Genomic DNA, 16,666 nt, shown 5'->3' with positions numbered 1-16,666 from the left:
ACGAGCCCCGGCCCCGGCGTACGCGAGGACCGTGACCCGGCCCGGCACTCTCCCGCGTGGCCCGGACCCGGCCCTGGGGGGGGGGGGGGGCCCCCCCCCCCCCCCCCGGCGCCCGGGCCGGGAAAAACCGGTTCCTGCAACGGCCGGGAGAGCGGGGGCCCCGTCAGGCTCCCGCTCCCCGGCGGACGACCGGGCCGCCGGCCCCTTCGCCGTCACGTGTCGTGACGCGGAGCCGGGTGGACGCTGGGGCAATTGCCTCACCGTGAAGAACCGGACGCATCAGCCGATCCTGCAGGAAGCGGGTCCTTCCATGAAATGCCTGCCCGCCGCCGACCCGTCGACAGAGAATTCGAACATCACATCATCGGAAGGTCGGCGCACGTGTGTTGTTCCCCCTGAGTGCTGATGATGAAAAAAGCGTGACACCGAACGTCACTCTTACCTAGAAGAGCTCAGATTTGACATTCTCGACGAAACTCGTCCACCCTCTCGGTGTGAACCGGAGTACGGGGCTGTCATCGCCGAGCTTGTTGTCCCGTATGGCTACCCCGCCGTTCGGAAGGCCGGCCACTTCGACGCATGATCCATTGTTGCAGAGACTTGAGGTGCGCCACGGGAGGTCTGGCGATCCTGTAGGGTTGAGCGACGTCATTGTCTTCTTACTTCCCGTATATGTAAGCTGGGTAGACTAGCCCGGTAAATAAAGCTTTCTGATCTCTTCTATTTTTTTCGTCGAGTCCCGCGGATTGAGTGCCGCGGCGACGATGTGTTCCTTCGCCTCCTTGTACGGGGCCGTCTCGACCGCCTTCTCGAGATATTTCTCCGTGGTCAGGGCCTCCAGATAAACGATGTCCGGGATCTTCGGGTCCGGAATCTCGAAAAGGACGAATGGGTTGGCGAGGCCCATGTGGGCTCCTGCCTCGAAGGGGACGACCTGAATGGTCACATTGGTCAGCTTGGCGATCTCGACCACGTGCCCCAATTGTTCGTACATCGTCCCGGCGCCGCCTATCCTCTTGTGCAGAACCGCCTCGTCCATGACCGCCCAGTATTTCGGCGGGTCGGGACGGGTAAGGATCTCCTGCCTTTTGATGCGGATCGCGACGCGGGTGTCCAGAACATCTGGGGTGATCTGCGGAAGCATGCCGCCACTGAGGGCGTGGGCGTATTCCTCGGTCTGCAGCAGACCGGGGACGAGTGCGGTCTGGAATTCCCAGATGGACGAGGCCGCCGCTTCGAGTCCGACATAGGTGCGCAGGATCTTCTCGATGGATGCGGAGCCCACGTCGAGATGGATTCCGGACAGTTTGGCCTCTCGGGCCATTTCCATCAGCGAGTCGATCTCGTCCTGGTCCTCGACCCCGTACAGCAGGCACAGGTCACGAACGTCACGGGGAATTGCGCCACGCTGGGCCGTCTCGATACGGCTGATCTTCGCCGGTGAGCATTCGATTCCGTCGGCGGCCTCTTTGACACTGAGCCCGGCCGCTTCGCGCAGTGCGCGCAGGCGAGCCGCCAGTTGACGGCCGCGAAGAGTGGGGGTGGTGCTGGCCATCGTCGCTCACCTTACCCTCGGTAACAGGGGGCAGGGCATATTCGTCTGGCAGTTGCCACGCCCATCCTGTCACCATACCGCTTCACCCGATGGCGTTGCACCGTGCCATTCCCATGAATCGCCCAGCAGCCGGTATAAGAGGAGGCAGGTGATGCCTGGCGATGCATCCGGTGGCCATGGGAGGCCACGAGGACGGTAACACAACAATTGGATCAGCACTTGCCAATGGCTCTTTCCAGGGGGGCGCGGGGGGCGGGAGAAAACAAGCCGGGCCGATGTCGGCGACATCGGCCCAGCTAGAGATCATCGACTGTCGACGGGGAAGGAGCGACCTCCGTGCCGGCTGCCCGCGACCAAGCCGCCCCGAGTCATCCGGCGGGCCTGGACGGAACGGGTCATCCAGGGGACCGCGGAGCGGCAAGTCGTGCCGGTCGGCCCCCGCGACCCGGGGCCGGTGCCGGCTCCCGCTCGCCGTCCCGGCCGTTCCGGGTCAGGCCGGGGGCTTGTCCGCCACGGGAACGCGGGACAGCTCCACCGTGCAGAACGCGCAGCGCTTGGCGTCGATCGGGATGTCGCTCAGGCACTCCGGGCATTCCTTCTCGGTGGCCTTCTTGTCCCGGTCGAAGAAGCCGATCAGGCGGGTCATCGGCATCACGACCAGCCAGTAGATGACCGCGGCGATGATCAGGAACGTCAGCAGGTGGTTGATGAAGTCGCCGTACATGAACTTGGAGCCGTTGATCGTGAACACGTACTGCGAGAAGTCCGGCTGCCTGCCGCCCGTCACCGCCCCGATCAGGGGAGTGATGAGGTCCTTGACCAGCGCCTGGATCAGCCCGCTGAAGGTCGCCCCGACGACGACCGCCACGGCCAGTTCGACGAGGTTGCCCCTCAGCAGGAACTTCTTGAATCCACCCATGCTTCGCGTCCTCCGCTCGTGAAGATGCTGGAACTACCCATCCATCAGTGGCCAAACCTCTCGTTCCTGCGGGTGATCCGCCGGAACCAGGGGGTGTCGAAGCGTCTCCTGCGGATGGATCGGACGAAGGAGGCCCATTCGGCGGCGGTGAAGGTGAGGGTCGGTCGTTCGCGCCGTTCTTGCCGCCGCGCACGCCGACGCTGCCGTGCTCGAAGGACACCTCTGCGCAGCTTCCGTTGTTACACGCCGGTCGATGCCAGACGCTGCTGAACGGAGGTCGTCCCGTCCTGCGCTCTCCTGGGAGATCGGTCACGAAGCCGAAAGGCCATGCCGGGAATGTCTTAATATATGTTCAGGAAATATGAATGTTCCTCTTGGGGTTAACCATGTACCGGGGCCGCTGGTTTCGGTCCCGGTACATGGTTACGGCATCTAATAACGGTCGTATGCACCCTGCTTGACGGCCCTTACGAAGGTGGACCAATCGCCATGTGAGTAGTGCAGCATGGGGCCGTCGGGAACCTTGGAATCGCGAACGCTGACCGCATCGGGCGCAAAGGCGACTTGGACGCAGTTACCTCCGTTGCAGTAGGAGGACATGCGCCACTCCATGGGGGGAGTGGTTGTGCCTTGCGGTGAGTTCATTGAGACTCCTGAAACTCCCGGGTCGGATACTTCCTGTTCGAGGCGAATGAAGTTTATATCGCGATCCGGCGGCGGACACGTCTGTTCGCGTGACCTTTCCGTTTCTGGAGGCGATACGTGCTGATCATTTCATTGATGCGCTTCAGTGAGTCCTGGGGATCCAGGGCCGTGGCACGAATCTGGTCGATCGCCTCGCGGTGCACCTTCAGGTCGTCGGGTCTCTCGAAGTACTCGTTCCGGACGAGGGTCTCGATGTAGACGACGTCCGAGCCCGTGTCCTTGCCCATCTCCAGGAAGACGAACGGGCTGCCCGCCCCCATGTAGGCACCCTTGCGGAACGGGACGAACTGGACGGTGACGTGGCGATTCCCGGCGACCGTCAGGACACGCTCCAACTGGGCCTTCATGATCTCAAAGCTGCCGACCTGCCGATGCAGCACAGCCTCGTCGATGAAGGTCCAGTAGCGGGGCGGGTCGGCCCGCTCCAGCAGGGCGCGCTGCCGTGCCATGCGAGCGGCGACGCGCCGCTCCAGCACGTCGGCTTCCATTCGCGGCAGCAGGCCCTGGATCAGGGCGCGGGCGTAATCCTCGGTCTGGAGCAGGCCGGGGAAGAACGCGGTCTGGAACTCGGTGATCGACGACGCTCCGGCCTCCAGTTCCATGTAGGTGTACAGGGCGTCGTCGCCGAGATCGCCGTGTTCGTATTTCAGGCCCGGTTTCCGTGTTTCGCGGGCCAGTGTCATGAGCTGTTCGATCAGCTCCTCGTCCGAGATGCCGTAGGCGGCACAGAGGTCGCGTACGTCTCTCTGGCTGGCACCACGCTGGGCGTTCTCTATGCGGCTGATTTTCGAAGGGGTGCAGAGCAGCGCCTCGGCCGCCTGCTCGACCGTCAGCCCGGCCTCTTCGCGTAACACCCGTAACCTGCCTCCCAGCCGCCGTCGCCGCAGGGTCGGGTTGTGCTCGGCTACCAAGACGTGCTCCCTTCGCCGGTTTTGTCAACTGCCCCCAGGGGGCTTGATCGAAACTCCGTGATTCCGCACTTCAAGGAGGACGCTCCAAGATCGGGGAAAAAATCCTTGGCAAATTATGATGGTAATTGCCAAAGGTCGGTTGTCATCGGCATGAACCAGGGTAAAGAAAGTCCGAGGCCCCATGGGGCGAATCTTCAAGGGGGTGGAGCCTTGAAGCACGACAAGGTCCAACGTGGTCTCCGGACCCGGATACGAACCCTGTGGCCCGTCGGTTTCCGGGCGCTGGACAACTGGATCTTCGGGGAGATCGACGCGTTCGCCTGGGTGCAGGGCTGGGAGATCGACCGGAGCCGCCTGGCCACCCGCAGGTACCGCTCTCCGCTGTTCGACACGCTACAGCGGTGCGGCCTGTGCCGGGGCGTGGGGCTGACCGGGCAGAACGGTCACGTGTGCGGACTCTGCGAGGGGGACGGACGGATAGCGCGGCTCAACGCGGGGGCGAGTCGTGAGAAGTGAGGAGCCGCAGCTCAGGCAGATCTCCGCGGCGCGGCGGGCGGCGATCATCCCCCAGGCGCGGACCGGGCCGCTCGGGCTGATCTGGGAGTGGCGGTACGAGATCGGTCTCGTCCTGGTCGTGCCGGTCGCCGTCGTCCTGGCGGTGAAGATCTTCGGTGGGGGCCCGGTGCTCGCGGCCGTGGCGCTGCTCGCCCTCGTGGTGGGGGCGGTGCCGGTCGCGCGCGCCGAGGTGTGGGGGTGGATGCGGTGCGTGTTCACCGCGCACCGCGTCCGCTCCGGCTGCGCGGAGGCGCTGGTCGTCAACCGGCGGGGCCGCGCGCCCCACGTCCTGCGGACGGTGGCGACCCCGTTCGGGGAGCGGGCCTGGCTCTGGTGCCGGGCCGGGACCACGGTCTCCGACCTGGAGGGAGCCGCGGAGGTGCTGGCGATCTGCTGCCTGGCGCCGCTGGTGCGGGTCGCGGCCCATCCTCGCCATCCGGCGCTGGTCGCTGTCGAGGTGATCCGTGACGAGCGGGCATGGGCTGCCGGGCACGGGCGTCACAGGCACAGGGAGTCCCCCCTCTCGGGGAGCCGGGGCTGACCGGCCGGCGGCGTGAAGGTCGATACAGCAGGCGAAAGGTACTATCGGCGCAGTTCAATGCGAGGTGGGCCGGATGGACTTTCGTGTGCTGGGCCCGGTCGGGGTGGTCACCGGGGAGGGGACGGCGCTGGACGCCGGTCCCTACCAGCAACGGCTGGTGCTGGCCATGTGCGTCCTCGCCGCGCCGCGGCCGGTCGGACCGCAGCGGATGATCGACGTGCTCTGGGAGGAGGACCCGCCTCCGGGGGCGCTCAACACCGTGCAGGCGTACATCTCCAAGCTCCGCCGGGTCTTCGAGCCCGGCAGGACGCGCAGGGTCACCCCGACGGTTCTGCTCACCAGACCGGGCGGGTACGTCCTGGACGTCCCCGCGGCCTCGATCGACCTGGGCCGGGCACGGGAGCACGTGTCCGCCGGGACGGGCCGGGCGGCGGTGGGTGATCACGAGGGAGCGGTCCGGGAGCTGCGGCGGGCGCTGGGGGAGTGGAGCGGTGATCCGCTCGCGGACCTGACGGCCTCCTCCTGGGCGGTGGAGGAGGGTGCGCACCTGGCCGAGTTCCGGCTGACGATCGAGGAGGACCTGGCGGCGTCCGAGCTGGCGCTGGGACGAGGGGCCGCGCTGAACGGCCGGCTGGCCCAGCTGGTCGCCGCGCGGCCGTTCAGGGAGCGGTTGCGCGCACTCGCGGCGCACGCCCTCTACCAGGCGGGACGGCAGGCCGACGCGCTCGCCGTGCTCGCCGAGGGGCGGCGGCTGCTGATGGAGGACCTGGGGCTGGACCCCGACCTGGGCTCCAGGGAGATGGAACGGCGCATCCTGTCCCAGGATCCCGCCCTGACCCCCCGCTCCCCGGTGAGCACGGCGGGTACGGCGGGTACGGCGAGTGTCGCGGGTGAGACGAGCCATAAGGACATCACGGGCACACCGGGCTCGGTAGGTGTGGCGGACACGGCGGGTCGGGTGGACGCGGACGCGGAGGCGGGAAGGGCCACCGGGAGCGGGGGGGACACCGGGCTGGTGGGACGCGACGCCGAGGCCGGGATACTGGAGCGGGTGGTCGCCGGGGACGGGCACCGGGTGGTGCTGATCGCCGGGGAGCCGGGCATCGGCAAGACCCGTCTCGCCGAGCACGCCGCCGGGGCCGCGCGGGCCAGGGGGCATCGGGTGGTGTGGGGGCGCTGCTGGGACGGCGCGGGCGCACCCCCGTTCTGGCCCTGGACGCAGGCCGTGCGCGAGCTGGTCGGCCAGGACGGGGAGCTGGCACACCTCATCGGCGCCGGGGCGCGGACGAGCACCCGGGGCACGCCAAGCGCAACGGGCACGACAGGCACGCCAAACACGACGGCCACGCCAAGCACGACGGACGTGACGGGCACGACGGACGCGGCGGGCACGACGGGCGCCCCCGGCACGCCGGTGACACCCAGGCCTCCGGAGACACCCGAAACGCCAGGGACACCCGAAACGCGAGGAAGTGCCGCCGCGACCGGGCAGTTCGAGTTGTACGAGGCGTTCGCCCGCCTCCTGAACGAGCACGGCCGGACGCTGGTGGTGCTCGACGACCTGCAGTGGGCCGACACCTCCTCGCTGCGGCTGCTGGAGTTCCTGGCCTCCACCCGGCTCTGCCCGGACCTGGCCGTGGTGGCGACGTACCGTGACACCGGCGGGCGGGACGGCGGGCCGCTGGAGCGCACGCTGGGCGCGCTGGCGCGGCTGCCGCACGTGCGGCGGCTCCCGGTGCGCGGCCTGGCCGAGGAGGAGGTCCGCGAGTACCTGCGCCGGGCCGGCGCCGACCCGGGCAGGGCGGCCGAGATGGGCAGGCTCACCGCGGGCAACCCGTTCTTCCTGGGCGAGGCGCTCCAGCTCGGCGAGACCCCCGGGGCGCTGCCGGACGTCGTCCGCGGCCGGCTGGCGGGCCTGCCGCCCGGCACCGAGGAGGTGCTGACCGCCGCGGCCCTGCTGGGCCGGGAGGCGGACCTGGACGTGCTGACCCGGGTGGCCGGGCCGTCCCCGGAGCGGGTGCTCGACATCGTCGACGCCGCCGTGCAGGCCCGGCTGCTGGTCGCCGAGGACGGGCCGGGCTGCCGGTTCGTGCACGACATCGTCCGCGACGTGCTGCGCGAGGCATTGCCGCCGCTGCGCCGCAGGAGGATGCACGCGCGGATCGCCGAGGTGCTCCAGGAACGGAGCGGGACGCGGCTGAGCGAGATCGCCCACCACTGGCGCGAGGGACTGCTCGGCCCGGAGACGGCGGCCAGGGCGATCGGCTACACCCGGCGCGCCGCGGCCCAGGCCGGTGCCCAGTTCGCCCACGAGGACGCGGTGGAGGGCCTGGAGAAGGCGATCGCGCTGGTCGGCCGGATGCCCGAGCCGGACGCCGTGCTCCGCTGCGACCTCCTGCTCGACCTGGCCGAGGCCCAGGCGGCGGCGGGGATGAGCGGTGCGGCCCACGCCTCGCTGGAGGCCGCGGCGGACCTCGCCGAGGAGCTCGGCGACGACGACCGGCTGGCCAGGGCGGTGCTGGGCTTCTCCGACCCGCTGCACCTGGCCATGTACGAGGAGATGACCGGCATCGACCGGATGGCCGGGCGCATCGGCCGGGTCCTCGCCTCCGGGCTGGCCTCGGACTCGCCCTGGCGGGCCAGGCTGCTCGCGGCCGCCGCGCTGACCGGTTCGACCTCCCGGCCGGTGGGGCGGAGCCTGGAGACGGCGCGGGAGGCGGTGTCGCTGGCCCGCCGCGGCGGCGACGAGGCGACCCTGTCCAGGACGCTGATCGCGCTGGAGATCCTGCTGCGTTCCGGCCACGACCACGAGGGCGGGCGGGCGGCCGTCGCCGAGATCGTGGAGATCGGCCGCCGCACCGGGGACCTGGTCACCGAGTGGATCGGCAGGGAGAACGCCTACGTCGAGCTGATGGCCCGGGGCGAGGCGGAGGCCGCGGCGGAGCTGCTGACCTGGCTGCGGGAGAACGCCGGCCGGCTCCGGCTCCCCTCGATGGTCAGCCTCGCCGAGTGGCAGGCCGCGGTCCGCGCGTACCTGTCCGGGAGCCTCGCCGGCGCGCTCGCCGCGGCCGACGCCTCCGGGGCCGCCCATCCCGAGGGGGCGCTGGGCCGCGACGACGCGCTGCTGCGCCGGGAGACGTTCCGCTTCCTGTCGCTGCGGGCGGGGGGCGAGGCCGGGCCCGCGCTCGCGCTGGCCGAGGAGATGCTCGCCCGCCGTCCCGGCCAGCGGCCCTGGACGATCCTGCGCTGCCTCGCCCTGATCGACCTGGGCAGGACCGGCGAGGCGCGCGAGGTCCTCGGCGTCCTGGCCAGGGACGGCTTCGCGGCGATCGGCCCGGAGCTGGCCTACCGGTTCGTGGCCGACGCCGTCAGCGAGATCTGCGCCGCCCTCGGCGACGAGGCCGCGGGAGAGGTCCTGTACGGCCTGCTCGCCCCGCACGCGGGACGGCTGCTCGGCTGGTCACAGGCCGACCTCTGCCTGGGCAGGCTGGCCCTGCTGGGCGGCGACGAGGGGCGGGCCGCGTCCCACCTTCGCGCGGCCGCCACGTTCGTGGCGCGGGCGGGCCTGGGCGTGTACGAACCCGCCGTCCGCGCGCTGGTCGGGCGTCTGGAGCGGGGTCTGTCCTAGGCTCGTGACGGCGTGCCGCGCCCGACCGGTGAGACGAGTGACACAGGAGTGGGAATGTATGCATGTCACGTCGAACACGGGGCATATCTGTCCACCGCTGAAGGGGCGGTGTAATGATCGAGATCTGGCCGGGTGATCCCTATCCTCTGGGGGCCACCTACGACGGCGCGGGAACCAACTTCGCGCTTTTCACCGAGGCCGCGGAACGCGTCGAGCTGTGCCTGTTCGACGACGACGACCAGGAGACGAAGGTCCCTCTCACCGAGTGCGAGGGATTCGTCTGGCACGGATACCTGCCGCGCGTCGGCCCGGGACAGCGGTACGGCTACCGCGTCCACGGCCCGTACGACCCGGCGGCGGGGCAGCGCTGCAACCCCGCCAAGCTGCTGCTCGATCCCTACGCCAAGGCGATCGACGGCGACGTGAAGTGGAACGAGGCGGTGTACGGCTACCGCTTCGGCGAGCCCGACAGCCTCAACGACGCCGACTCGGCCGAGTTCATGCCGAAGTCCGTCGTGATCAACCCGTTCTTCGGGTGGGGGCACGACCGGCCGCCGAGCACGCCGTACCACAACACGGTGATCTACGAGGCGCACGTCAAGGGCCTGACGATCAACCACCCGAAGATCCCCGAGCGGATCCGCGGCACCTACGCGGCGATCGGGCACCCGGAGATCATCGACCACCTGACGTCCCTCGGGGTGACCGCGCTCGAACTGATGCCGGTGCACCAGTTCGTCACCGACCACATCCTGTCCGACCGGGGTCTGACGAACTACTGGGGCTACAACAGCATCGGCTTCCTCGCGCCGCACAACGCCTACTCCAGCAGCGGGCAGCGCGGCGGGCAGGTGCTGGAGTTCAAGGCCATGGTCAAGGCCCTGCACGAGGCGAACATCGAGGTCATCCTCGACGTGGTCTACAACCACACCGCCGAGGGCAACCACCTGGGCCCGACGCTGAGCATGCGGGGCATCGACAACGCCGGGTACTACCGTCTGGTCGACGACGACAAGCGGTACTACATGGACACCACCGGCACCGGCAACAGCCTGTTCATGCGCTCCCCGCACGTCCTGCAGATGATCATGGACTCGCTCCGCTACTGGGTCATCGAGATGCACGTGGACGGCTTCAGGTTCGACCTGGCCTCGACGCTGGCGCGGGAGCTGCACGAGGTCGACCGGCTGAGCGCCTTCTTCGACCTGGTCCAGCAGGACCCGGTGCTCTCGCAGGTCAAGCTGATCGCCGAGCCGTGGGACGTCGGCCCTGGCGGCTACCAGGTGGGCAACTTCCCGGCCCGCTGGACCGAGTGGAACGGCCTGTACCGCGACACGATCCGCGACCTGTGGCGGGGGGAGCCCGCCGCGCTGCCCGAGTTCGCCTCCCGGCTGACCGGCTCCAGCGACCTCTACCAGGACGACAGCCGCCGCCCGGCCGCCTCCATCAACTTCGTCACCTGCCACGACGGGTTCACCCTGCAGGACCTCGTGTCCTACAACGGCAAGCACAACGAGGCCAACGGCGAGGACAACCGGGACGGCGCCGACGACAACCGCTCCTGGAACTGCGGCGAGGAGGGGCCGGCCTCGCTGGCCATCGAGTCGCTGCGCGAGCAGCAGAAGCGCAACTTCCTGACGACGCTGTTCCTGTCCCAGGGCGTCCCGATGCTCTCCCACGGCGACGAGCTGGGCCGCAGTCAGCGGGGCAACAACAACGTCTACTGCCAGGACAACGAGCTGAGCTGGGTCGACTGGTCGGACGTGAGGGAGAACTGGCTGCTGCTGGAGTTCACCCAGCGGGTGGCCAAGCTCCGCGCCGACCACCCGGTCTTCCGGCGGCGCAGGTTCTTCTACGGGCGCCCGGTACGCGGGTCCGAGGACAACCTCAGCGACATCGCCTGGCTCACCCCCATGGGCGAGAAGATGACCGACGCCGACTGGAACGTGGGCTACGCCAAGTCGCTGGCCGTCTTCCTGAACGGCGACGCCATCACCGAGCCCGACCGCAGGGGCCGGCAGATCGTCGACGACTCGTTCCTGCTGCTGTTCAACGCCCACCATGACGTCATCAAGTTCACCCTTCCCAAGGACTACGGCGAGATGTGGCTGACGGAGATCGATACGGCGATGCCGATCACGGTCGACACCCGGCTGTGCCGGGCCGGAGAGAGCGTGCCGGTGGTCGGCCGCTCGGTGAGGGTGTTGCGCCGTGTCTGAGCCCGTGACCCACCCCGCCCCCGAGCCCGTTCGGGCCGAGCCCGTCCTGAGCGCTCCCGTCCCGGTCGCGACGGTTCCGGCGGGGCCTGTCCTGACCGGGCCCGCCCCGGCCGAGCCCGTGCCCGTCCCCGCGCCGGCCCCCGAGCCCGGAACCGTTCCCGAGCCCGGCACGGTTCCCGAACCGGCGCCCGTTCCCGAGCCCGGGACGGTGCCGCCGCAGGGCGTCCCGGACATCCCGGTCATCCCGGACGTTCCGCCCGTCGAGACGGTGCCCGGCTCCAGGGCCGGTGAGGACGGCGACCAGGTCGTCGACCCGGCGCCGCTGGAGACGGACGGGCAGATCCCGCTGCCCTCGCCCGGCTCCTACGAGGTGCCGCTGTCGACGTACCGGTTCCAGCTGACCCCCGACTTCGGGTTCGACAGGGTGGCCGAGCTGGCCCCGTACCTGCGGGACCTGGGGGTCAGCCACGTCTACCTGTCGCCGATCCTGCAGGCCGTGCCCGAGTCGCGGCACGGCTACGACGTGACCGACCACTCGCGCGTCCGCGAGGAGTTCGGCGGCGCCGAGGGCCTGCGGGAGCTGTCGGCGACGCTGGCCCAGCACGGGATCGGCATCGTCGTCGACATCGTGCCCAACCACATGACGATCCCGGTGCCCGAGTCGGGCAACGCCCAGCTCTGGTCGGTGCTCAGGGAGGGGCGCGACTCGCCGTACGCCTCCTGGTTCGACATCGACTGGGACGGCGGCGAGGGCAGGGTGAACATGCCGGTCCTCGGCGGCGACCCGGGGGAGGTCGCGTTCGACGGCGACGTGCTGCGCTACCACGACCACGAGTTCCCGCTGCCCGACACGCACTACCGGCTGGTCGACTGGCGGCGCGGCCCCGGCTACCGCCGCTTCTTCGACGTGTCCTCGCTGATCGGGCTGCGCGTCGAGGACCCGGAGGTCTTCGACGACACGCACGCCGTCATCCTGGCCCTGGTCAGGGAGGGCGTCATCCGGGGGCTGCGGGTGGACCACCCCGACGGGCTCGCCGAGCCGCGCGGCTACCTGTCGCGGCTGCGCGCCGCCTCGGGCCTGTGGACCGTGGCCGAGAAGATCCTCGTCGGCTCCGAGCGGCTGCCCGACGACTGGGAGTGCGACGGCACCACCGGCTACGACGTGCTCAACCGCATCACCGGCCTGTTCGTCGACCCGGCGGGCAAGGAGGCGCTGGTCGAGCTGTACGCCACGCACACCGGCGGGCCGTCCGACTACGCCCAGGTGGTCCGCGAGTCCAAGACCGAGGTCCTGAAGCTGTTCTTCGGCTCCGAGATCGACCGGCTGCACGCCCTGACCGGCTCCGACCGGCAGACCCTGGTGGAGCTGCTCGCCGCCATGCCGGTCTACCGCGCCTACGCGGTGCCCGGGGAGCCGGTGCCCGAGGCGTCGGCGCGGATCGTCGAGGAGGCCGGGCGGATCGCGGCCGGGCACCTGCCCGAGGGCGCCCCGGTGGACGAGGTCGTCCGCCAGGTGCTGTACGGGCCGACCGAGGCCGTCACCCGCTTCCAGCAGACCTGCGGGCCGGTGATGGCCAAGGGCGTCGAGGACACCGCCCTGTACCGGTGGTACCCGCTGTCCTGCCTGAACGAGGTGGGCGGCGAGCCCGACCGGTTCGGCGAGTCCGTCGAGGAGTTCCACGCGTTCTGCCGGAGGATGTCCCCGGCCACCATGACCACGCTGTCGACCCACGACACCAAGCGCTCCGAGGACGTACGGGCCCGCCTGGCCGTGCTGTCGGAGATGCCCGCCGAGTGGGCGGCGGCGGTCGGCGAGTGGTCGGCGAAGGTCTCCTTCGACCCGGCCCTGGACTACCTGGCCTGGCAGAACCTGATGGCGTCCTGGCCGATCAGCCCCGACAGGTTCTTCGACTACCTGTTCAAGGCGGCCCGCGAGGCCAAGACCTCGATCTCCTGGGCCACCCCCGACCCGGCCTACGAGCGCGGCATCCGCGACTTCGTCACCCGCGCGGTGGAGGAGTGCGGCCCGTCGATCGCGGAGTTCGCCGCCAGGATCGAGCCGTACGCCAGGTCCAACTCGCTGAGCCAGAAGCTCGTCCAGCTCATGCTGCCCGGCGTGCCCGACCTGTACTGGGGGAACGAGATCACCGACTTCTCCCTGGTCGACCCGGACAACCGCCGCCCGGTGGACTTCCAGCTCCGCCGCCGGATGCTGTCGGCGGCCCAGGCGTACGCGAGCCAGGCCAACCCCGACGAGGCCAACCCGAGCATCGCCGCCGAGGACCTCTCCTGGGACGAGGCCAAGCTGGCCGTCACCGCCCAGGCCCTGGGGCTGCGGCACCGGCTGGGCCCGGAGGCGCCGTACCTGCCGATCGAGGCGGGCGAGCACGGACTCGCCTTCGCCCGCGGCGAGCGGGCCGTGACCGTCGCCACCCGGCTGCCGGTCGGGCTGGAGCGGCGCGGCGGCTGGGGGAGCGACACGATCACCCTGCCGCGCGGCACCTGGCGGGACCTGCTGACCGGTACCGAGCACACCGGCCGCATCCCGCTGGCGCACCTGCTCTCCGTCCACCCTGTCGCGCTGCTGGAAAGGAACTGACCCGTGTTCGAGGTATGGGCACCACTGGCGATGTCGGTGGACGTGGAGATCGGCGAGGTCCGCTACCCCATGTCGGCGGCGGGCGGCGGCTGGTGGACCGCCGAGGTCCCCGGCGCCGGCCACGGCACCGACTACCGGTTCCGGCTGGACGGCGGCGACCCGATGCCCGACCCCAGGACCCGGTGGCAGCCCGAGGGCATCTTCGGCCCGAGCCGCCTGTACGACCACGACCGCTTCGAATGGGGCGACGAGCTGTGGCGGGGCCGTGACCTGCCGGGCGCGATCATCTACGAGCTGCACATCGGCACCTTCACCCCCGAGGGCACCTTCGACGCGGCGACGGAGAAGCTGGAGCACCTGGTCGACCTGGGCATCGACTTCGTCGAGGTCATGCCGGTGCCGCCGGTGCCGGGCGGGCGCAACTGGGGCTACGACGGCGTGGACCTGTGGGCCGTCACCGAGAACTACGGCGGCCCGGACGCCTTCAAGCGCTTCGTGGACGCCTGCCACCGGCGCGGGCTGGGCGTGATCCTCGACGTCGTCTACAACCACCTGGGCCCCTCGGGGAACTTCCTGGCCCCCTTCGGCCCGTACTTCCACTCCAGCGCCTCCTCCTTCTGGGGGCAGGCGGTCAACCTGGACGGGCTCGGGTCCGACGAGGTGCGCGCCTACTTCGTCGGCAACGCGATGCAGTGGCTGCGCGACTACCACGTCGACGGCCTGCGGCTGGACGCCGTGCACGCGCTGCACGACAGCCGGGCCGTGCACCTGCTGGAGGAGCTGGCCGTCGAGACCGAGGCGCTCTCGGCCGCCGTGGGCAGGCCGCTCACGCTCATCGCCGAGTCCGACCTCAACGACCCGAGGCTGATGACGTCCCGCGAGGCCGGAGGGTTCGGCCTGACGGCCGCCTGGGACGACGACGTCCACCACGCGCTGCACGTGGCGGTCAGCGGCGAGCGGCACGGTTACTACGACGACTTCCACGGCGCCCTGCCCAAGGTGCTCGCCCACGGCTACTACCACGACGGGACCTTCTCCTCCTTCCGGGGACGCTCCCACGGCCGCCCGGCCTCCCACGTGCCCGGCTACCGCTTCGTGTGCTGCGCGCAGAACCACGACCAGATCGGCAACCGGGCCGAGGGCGACCGGCTGGACCCCGAGGCGCTCCGGCTGGCCGCCGGGCTCCTGCTGACCTCGCCGTTCACTCCCATGCTGTTCATGGGCGAGGAGTGGGGGACGCGCTCGCCGTTCCTGTTCTTCACCGACCATGTGGAGCCGCAGCTCCGCGAGGGCGAGGGGGACCGGCGGCGCCGGGAGTTCGTGGGCTTCGGCTACGACGACTGGGCGGAGAAGGCGCCCGACCCCGGCGAGGAGACCACGTTCCTGCGCTCCAAGCTCGACTGGAGCGAGCTGGACCAGGACGCCCACCGGGCCCACCTGGACTGGTACCGGGCACTGATCGCGCTGCGCCGCGCCCACCCCGAGCTGACCGACCCCCGGCTGGACCGGGTCAAGGTCGACCACGGCGAGTCCTGGCTGGTCGTGCACCGGGGAGGACTCAGGGTGGCGGCCAACCTCGGGCCGGTCCCGCTCACGGTCAGGCTCGGCACGGGCCGGTCCGCGCCGGGACAGGTCCTGCTCGCCTCCGAGGCGTCGGTGACCGTGCAGGGGGAGGAACTGTCCCTGCCGCCCCGCTCGCTCGCGGTCGTCCGCCTGGACCCGCCGGTCTGACGGGCTGATCCCGATCCTTTACGGCACATCCTCCTTTGGGGGATGTGCCGTATCGATTTTGGTGCGGGTCGGCCCTCGCCCGCGTTTTCTTCTCGCGGGCGAGAAAAGGGGGCCGTGTGCCCGAACGGTCGTGGCGCCGACTCTTCCGGGCGGAGGATCCGATCGTGCGGCGCCCGTCGTCGCCCCCTGACCGACCGGCCTTCGGAGGGGTCGAGAACGGGATATGCGATGGAAAATACTAATTACCGTGTCTTCGTTAATTCGTTGGCAATTTAAGGTTTGTTGGCATGTTCGGCGTGCCGTCGTGTCCCGGATCGGGAATTTACTGTTGGTCACTGCTTGGGGCCGGCGCCCCAACTCCTCACGACGGGCGTGGAGCGGGAAAAAATGACCTATGGCGGTAACGGGCACATTTCAGCGGTGTGCTTTGGTGGGCGTGCTCACGCCCTTGTCGTCACGGCGACGCTCACCGGGGTCTTCCTGGCGGTGCCGTGCCAGACTCCCGCGGACGCCGGCACCGGGAGGGCGGACGACCGGCGCGGCTCGTACCTCGTGCGCGCCGGTACGCCCATGGACGCCTCCCTCGCCGGTCTTCTCGCGACGCCGTGCCCCCGTCCCAGGGCCGGGTACCGGGACGGTCGGTGCAGGCGCTGTGCCTGCGGCACCACGAGGTGCCACCGCGAGTGCGGGCGCGGACCACGCGGTCTCACGGGCCCCCGGGGTGAACGGGGGGCCAAGGGCGAGGAGGGCCGGCCGGGTCTGGGCTCGCCGGGTCCCGCGGGCCCCGTCGGGCCGATCGGTCTCACGGGCCCGGCCGGGCCGATCGGTCTCACGGGCCCGGCCGGGCCGACCGGTCTCACGGGCCCGGCCGGGCCGGCAGGGGCGAACGGACAGGACGGTGTACCAGGCCCGACGGGCCCGGCGGGTACGCAGGGACCCGTCGGCGCCACGGGCTCGGCCGGCCCCGCAGGTGCGACAGGACAGAGGGGGCAGACCGGTGCCACCGGTGCGGCCGGTGCGGCCGGTGCGGCCGGTGCCACGGGTGCCACCGGGCCGGCGGGCCCGGCGGGTCCTGTGGGTGCGACAGGGCAGGCGGGTCAGACGGGGCAGAGCGGTCCTGCGGGTCCGATTGGGCAGCAGGGTCCAGCGGGTCAGCAGGGTCCAGCCGGTGCGGATGGTCAGCCCGGACAGCCCGGACAGCCCGGTCCGGAGGGTCAGCCCGGGCAGACGGGCCAGACCGGGCAGACCGGTCCTGCGGGTCCAGTCGGGCAGCAGGGTCCGGCGGGTCAGCAGGGTCCGGCCG

At 70.4% G+C, this 16,666-nt stretch carries 11 protein-coding genes; 6 read left to right on the top strand and 5 right to left on the bottom strand.

Translation table 11 applies throughout. The features are described 5' to 3' along the window. Positions 1 to 442 precede the first annotated feature (442 nt). From ACLQ2R_RS18735 to ACLQ2R_RS18715, 5 genes are all read right to left on the bottom strand, one after another. On the bottom strand, positions 443 to 652 hold the full coding sequence (locus ACLQ2R_RS18735; protein ID WP_425961150.1) for a DUF397 domain-containing protein: 210 nt from the start codon (positions 650 to 652) through the stop codon (positions 443 to 445). 36 nt (positions 653 to 688) lie between these two features. Further along, the gene (locus ACLQ2R_RS18730; protein WP_425961149.1) at positions 689 to 1,555 is read right to left on the bottom strand and encodes a helix-turn-helix domain-containing protein; all 867 of its coding nucleotides are present in this window, start codon (positions 1,553 to 1,555) and stop codon (positions 689 to 691) included. Positions 1,556 to 2,045: 490 nt separating this feature from the next. Further along, positions 2,046 to 2,474 carry a large conductance mechanosensitive channel protein MscL gene (gene mscL / locus ACLQ2R_RS18725; RefSeq protein WP_425961148.1) on the bottom strand — a complete coding sequence of 143 codons (429 nt, stop codon included), beginning with the start codon at positions 2,472 to 2,474 and terminating at the stop codon, positions 2,046 to 2,048. Between the two features lie 432 nt (positions 2,475 to 2,906). Beyond that, positions 2,907 to 3,074, bottom strand: a complete 168-nt coding sequence (locus ACLQ2R_RS18720) for a DUF397 domain-containing protein (RefSeq protein ID WP_425961147.1) — start codon at positions 3,072 to 3,074, stop codon at positions 2,907 to 2,909. Between the two features lie 98 nt (positions 3,075 to 3,172). Continuing rightward, a complete protein-coding gene (locus tag ACLQ2R_RS18715; RefSeq protein ID WP_425961146.1) occupies positions 3,173 to 4,090 on the bottom strand; it encodes a helix-turn-helix domain-containing protein in 918 nt (305 codons plus the stop codon). A 210-nt stretch (positions 4,091 to 4,300) separates the two neighbouring features. Here ACLQ2R_RS18715 and ACLQ2R_RS18710 point away from each other — a divergent pair, with 210 nt between their 5' ends. The 6 genes from ACLQ2R_RS18710 (at position 4,301) to treZ (ending at position 15,363) form a co-directional block, all read left to right on the top strand. Next, on the top strand, positions 4,301 to 4,606 hold the full coding sequence (locus ACLQ2R_RS18710; RefSeq protein ID WP_425961145.1) for a hypothetical protein: 306 nt from the start codon (positions 4,301 to 4,303) through the stop codon (positions 4,604 to 4,606). Continuing rightward, a complete protein-coding gene (locus tag ACLQ2R_RS18705; protein WP_425961144.1) occupies positions 4,596 to 5,186 on the top strand; it encodes a hypothetical protein in 591 nt (196 codons plus the stop codon). Before ACLQ2R_RS18710 ends, ACLQ2R_RS18705 begins: the two co-directional genes overlap by 11 nt. 73 nt (positions 5,187 to 5,259) lie before the next feature. Continuing rightward, positions 5,260 to 8,814, top strand: coding sequence for a BTAD domain-containing putative transcriptional regulator (locus tag ACLQ2R_RS18700; protein ID WP_425961143.1), 3,555 nt, complete (start codon positions 5,260 to 5,262; stop codon positions 8,812 to 8,814). 113 nt (positions 8,815 to 8,927) lie between these two features. Beyond that, the gene (glgX, locus tag ACLQ2R_RS18695; RefSeq protein WP_425961142.1) at positions 8,928 to 11,033 is read left to right on the top strand and encodes a glycogen debranching protein GlgX; all 2,106 of its coding nucleotides are present in this window, start codon (positions 8,928 to 8,930) and stop codon (positions 11,031 to 11,033) included. Then, on the top strand, positions 11,026 to 13,632 hold the full coding sequence (gene treY / locus ACLQ2R_RS18690; RefSeq protein ID WP_425961141.1) for a malto-oligosyltrehalose synthase: 2,607 nt from the start codon (positions 11,026 to 11,028) through the stop codon (positions 13,630 to 13,632). Before glgX ends, treY begins: the two co-directional genes overlap by 8 nt. A 3-nt stretch (positions 13,633 to 13,635) precedes the next feature. Continuing rightward, the gene (gene treZ / locus ACLQ2R_RS18685) at positions 13,636 to 15,363 is read left to right on the top strand and encodes a malto-oligosyltrehalose trehalohydrolase (RefSeq protein WP_425961140.1); all 1,728 of its coding nucleotides are present in this window, start codon (positions 13,636 to 13,638) and stop codon (positions 15,361 to 15,363) included. The last annotated feature ends 1,303 nt before the right edge of the window (positions 15,364 to 16,666 follow it).

This window comes from Streptosporangium sp. DT93, assembly GCF_049844535.1.
Lineage (GTDB): Bacteria > Actinomycetota > Actinomycetes > Streptosporangiales > Streptosporangiaceae > Streptosporangium.
This window is presented reverse-complemented; position numbering and strand designations above follow the sequence as displayed.